Below are 4,449 nucleotides of genomic sequence, written 5' to 3'. Positions count from 1 at the left end.
GCCGTCAGCGGGCCGAGCGCGAGATTGGCAATCAGCCGCTTGCCGATCAACTCGATGGCGTCGAAAATCCAGTTCGACGACACGATACGCGCGTCGTTTCGATCCTGATCGTGCACCATGGCGACCAACATATAGCTGTCGGCGCCGATATCGGCTGAAAGCTGCATGAAGAAACTGGTGAGATCGCCGCGCGACGCCAGGCGCGAGCCTGAAGCGTCGGAATGAAGAATCGCGGCGGGACTGCTCATTTTGATATTCTGACCGGAATCGATCCTTGCGCCCGGTGCTGGCATTGGCCAGCGCTCGGACCCGAAACGCGTCACGTTTACGAAGACACACCCACGGGCGCGCACAGCGCCCAACCGAGCCGAATCCTTACAGGGAACGCGAAGCCGTCCGCGTCTGGTACCGGCAGGACGCCGGAACTTGAGACTTTGGGTGGTCGCCGCGCCCCCCGTGGACCGGCTGATTCGGGTCTAATCTACCCGCAGATGAATCCGACATCAAACGCGATTTGACAAAATCGAATCCGCTGGACTCTTGTTGCGACTCAGCGGCTGCTCATCGCGTTGCTTGGGGGTGGCTTCAGAGCTGAATCGAGCCGATTTCCCGGTGACGTCCGTTGCAGGCGGAAGCGCGTCCTTTCAATCAGATATGGCTCAGCGGTCCTCGAAGCCGGTCAGCACGCCGACGGCGTTGATGCCGATTTCCTCAACCGCGTAGCCGCCTTCCATGACGAACAGCGTCGGCAGGCCGAGCTTGGCGATGCGCCGGCCGATCTTGGGATAGTCTTCGCTCTTCAGCTTGAACTGGCTGATCGGATCCTTCTCGAAGGTGTCGACGCCGAGCGAGACCACGACCACGTCCGGCGCATAGGCGGCAAGCTTGGCACAGGCGTCTTCCAGCGCTGCGTTCCAGCCGTCCCAGTTGGTGCCGAAGGGCATCGGGTAGTTGACGTTGAAGCCTTCGCCTTCATCCTCGCCGCGCTCGTCGGCATGGCCAAGGAAGAAGGGGTACTCGACCATCGGATCGCCATGCAGGTTGAGCACCTGGACGTCGCCGCGGCGATAGAAAATCTCCTGCGTGCCATTGCCGTGGTGGTAATCGACATCGAGGATCGAGACACGGCTTGCGCCCTGGTCGCGGAACCATTGCGCGACGACGGCGGCGTTGTTGATGAAGCAGTAGCCGCCCATGAAGGCAGCGCCGGCGTGGTGGCCGGGCGGGCGGCAGAGCGCGAAGGCGGTCCGCTCGCCGCCCTTGACCAGGGCGGCCGCCGTCAGCGCGACGTCATAGGATGACTTGATCGCCTTCCATGTGCCTTCGACGAAAGTGGCGCCGGCATCGAAGGAATAGTAGCCGAGCAGGGCGTCGATGCGCTTCGGCGGGACATCGCCGCGCAGGCCGCGCGTCGGCCAGGTGAAGCCCATCGCCGAGCCCTTGAAGCCGGCGGCGACCCATTCCGGCCAAACCGTCGGCAGGAAATCGATGTAGTGCGCTTCATGCACGCGCTTGGCGGCGGCAAGGTCGTGCTCGACCGGCCCGATGATCGGCCCCAGCTTCTCGCTTTCCACCCTTGCCTTGATGAATTCGGCCCGCGATGGCTTCTCGAAACCCGGCACGATCGCCGAGGTGACCAATTCCATCTGGCCGGCGTGACCGGCGTGAAGCGGTGAAAAAACTGTCTTCATTTTGGGAGTTGGCTCGCTGTTCGAGTTCTGGTTTCGGGGCCTCAAACAGCTTTGTGGCAGAGAGTTCCGGCGCCGCCAAGGGGCATTTCAGTTTGTCGTTCGGGCCAGCATGGGACGGCTTGCCAGACGCCAATACTCTGCTAGCCTAGGCACAAATGGGAGAAAATGATGCCGCAAACGGCCGATCTTATCGTCGAGAACGCCAGCATATTGACGATGGATCCGGATACCCCCGCCGCCCAGGCCATTGCCATCAAAGGTGATAAGATAATTGCGATCGCAGATCGCGATAGCGTCCGCGACTGCAAAGGCCCTGCCACTCGTGTCGTCGATGCTCAGGGCGGCTCCGTCCTGCCGGGCTTCATCGAAGCGCACATGCATTTGTTCGGCGGCGCGGCCGAGCTCGACAATCTGCATCTGGCAGGCGTGCAGGGCTTCGACGCGCTTCGCGACGCGATCCGGGGCTTTGCGGCGAAGCGTCCGAAAGCCGGGCTGCTGCTCGGCGCCGGTGTAGACTATGCGATCCTGCCCGAGCCGGTGACCCGCCATCACCTCGACCGTATCATTCCCGACCGGCCCTTCGCCATGTCGGCCTCCGACCATCACACGATGTGGGCAAACACCAAGGCGCTGGAAGAGGCCGGCCTGCTGCATGGCAAGCAGGTGGGACCAGGCAACGAAATCGTCATGGGCGCGGACGGACTTGCCGCCGGCGAGTTGCGCGAAGGCGAGGCGTTCGGTCCCGTGCTCGACCATTTCGGCGCGAACCGGACACGGCTCGGCCTCGAAGGTGCGGAGCCGGATCCCTATCCGTCGGCAGCGGAGCTTGCCGCCGACGGCGATCTCATGCACCGCGGGCTCGAGTGGTGCGCAAAGCACGGCATCACTTCGATCCAGAACATGGACGGCAACCTCTACCAGCTCGAGCTGCTCGCCGGGCTGCAAGAGGAAGGACGGCTCATCTGCCGCACCAAGATCCCGTTCCACTTCAAGAATTTCATGAAGCTGGACATGCTGGAAAAAGCCTCGCGCATGGCGGCGGCGTACAATTCCGAGTGGCTGTCGTCCGGCATGGTCAAGGTCTTCTACGACGGGGTGCTGGATTCCTGGACTGCGGTGATGGTCGACGATTATGCCGACCGTCCGGGCTGGCGCGGCGAGCCGCTTTTTTCCCCCGAGCATTTCGCCGAGGTTGCGGTCGAAGCCGACAGGCGCGGCCTGCAGATCGCCGTTCATTCGATCGGAGACGGAGCGGTGCGCGCCGTGCTCGACGGTTACCAGGCGGCAGCGAAGAAAAACGGCAGGCGCGACAGCCGGCACCGCATCGAGCACATCGAAGTGATCACCCCGTCCGATGTGCCGCGTTTCGCCGAGCTCGGCGTGCTCGCCTCGATGCAGCCGCCGCATCCGCCGGGCGCGATGAATTTCCCGCTGGAGCCGACGATCTCGCGCATTGGCCACGATAAGTGGCCGCTGAGCTATGCCTGGCGCACCTTGAAGAATGCCGGCGCGCGGGTCGTCTTCGCATCCGACTGGCCGGTCTCGCCGGTTGACCCGATCCTGGGCATCCAGGCGGCGGTCTTGCGCAAACCTTGGGCAGAAGGCCTGCCGGACCAGAGCTTCTCGCTGCATGAAGCGATTGCCGGCTACACGGTCGAAGGCGCCTATGCCGAGTTCATGGAACACCGCAAGGGGCGCCTGAAGCCCGGATACCTCGCCGATATCGTGGTTTTGTCGGCCGATATCGAGAAGACGGCGCCGGAGGCGCTGCACACCGTGCGGCCGGTCACCACCATCTGTGGCGGCAAGATCACTTTCCAAGCTTAGGATTGACTAGGCCTGAGGCTGGCATGGGTATTGCGTTAAAAAAACGAGTAGCAGCTCCGCAGTTGCCAAGCCGGTCGGCTTATGGTGACAATCAAACAGGAACGCACCTGCCGCCAAGAGCAGGCTCTCTCAATGGGGTAATCGTGCCGGAACAACCGGGTAAGAACGCGATCGAAGTTCGCGGCGTACGAAAAGTATTTGGAACCGGTGAAAACCAGGTAGCCGCTCTCGACACGGTGTCCGTCTCGATCCGCGAGAACGAGTTTTTCACGCTGCTCGGCCCGTCCGGATGCGGAAAGACGACGCTTTTGAGACTGATTGCCGGCTTCGATTTCCCAAGCGCCGGCGAAATCATGCTGCACGGCCAGGACATCGCGCCGCTGCCGCCGTTCAAGCGACCCGTCAACACCGTCTTCCAGAGCTACGCGCTCTTCCCGCACATGACGGTGGCGCAGAACATCGGCTTCGGTCTGGAGATGCTCGGCAAGCCCAAGGGCGAAATCGAGGCACGGGTCGCTCAGATGCTGAAACTGGTCAAGATGGAGGCGCTCAAGGCGCGCCGCACCAGCCAGATCTCGGGCGGCCAGCAGCAGCGCGTGGCGCTCGCCCGGGCGCTCGCGCCACAGCCGAAGGTGCTCTTGCTCGACGAGCCGCTCTCGGCGCTCGACTACAAGCTGCGCAAGGAGATGCAGATCGAACTGAAGCGGCTGCAGCACGAGACCGGCATCACCTTCATCTTCGTCACCCACGACCAAGAAGAAGCGCTGACCATGTCCGACCGCATCGCGGTGATGTCGGCCGGCAAGATCCTCCAGGTCGGCACGCCGCGCGACATCTACGACAAGCCGGCGGAACGCTTCGTCGCCGATTTCATCGGCGAGAGCAATTTCCTCAAGGGCGAAGTGAAAAGCGTGGCCGATGGGCGCGCCAC

At 62.9% G+C, this 4,449-nt stretch carries 3 protein-coding genes and 1 pseudogene; 2 read left to right on the top strand and 2 right to left on the bottom strand.

Annotated elements, in window-relative coordinates:
- Together EOA75_RS29385 and EOA75_RS29380 are read right to left on the bottom strand one after the other, a co-directional pair.
- Nucleotides 1–248, bottom strand: a pseudogene (locus EOA75_RS29385) (LuxR family transcriptional regulator); the annotation flags it as partial.
- Between the two features lie 411 nt (nt 249–659).
- Nucleotides 660–1,691: a histone deacetylase family protein gene (locus tag EOA75_RS29380; RefSeq protein WP_095800428.1), complete on the bottom strand. Its 1,032-nt coding sequence runs from the start codon at nt 1,689–1,691 to the stop codon at nt 660–662.
- Between the two features lie 168 nt (nt 1,692–1,859).
- Between EOA75_RS29380 and EOA75_RS29375 the strand changes: the two genes are divergently transcribed.
- The gene (locus EOA75_RS29375) at nt 1,860–3,518 is read left to right on the top strand and encodes an amidohydrolase (RefSeq protein ID WP_095823579.1); all 1,659 of its coding nucleotides are present in this window, start codon (nt 1,860–1,862) and stop codon (nt 3,516–3,518) included.
- Between the two features lie 143 nt (nt 3,519–3,661).
- The coding region (locus EOA75_RS29370) for a spermidine/putrescine ABC transporter ATP-binding protein (protein ID WP_164747640.1) at nt 3,662–4,449 on the top strand (788 nt) is incomplete at its 3' end.

The sequence above is a fragment of the Mesorhizobium sp. M1A.F.Ca.IN.022.07.1.1 genome, from assembly GCF_003997575.1.
GTDB lineage: Bacteria > Pseudomonadota > Alphaproteobacteria > Rhizobiales > Rhizobiaceae > Mesorhizobium.
Note: the sequence above shows the minus strand (reverse complement) of the source record. Positions and strands in the feature narration are given on the sequence as shown.

Bases quoted from the DNA above. Each gene is read 5' to 3' on its own strand.
- EOA75_RS29380 (WP_095800428.1), bottom strand. From the start codon at position 1,691: ATGAAGACAGTTTTTTCACCGCTTCACGCCGGTCACGCCGGCCAGATG.
- EOA75_RS29375 (WP_095823579.1), top strand. From the start codon at position 1,860: ATGCCGCAAACGGCCGATCTTATCGTCGAGAACGCCAGCATATTGACG.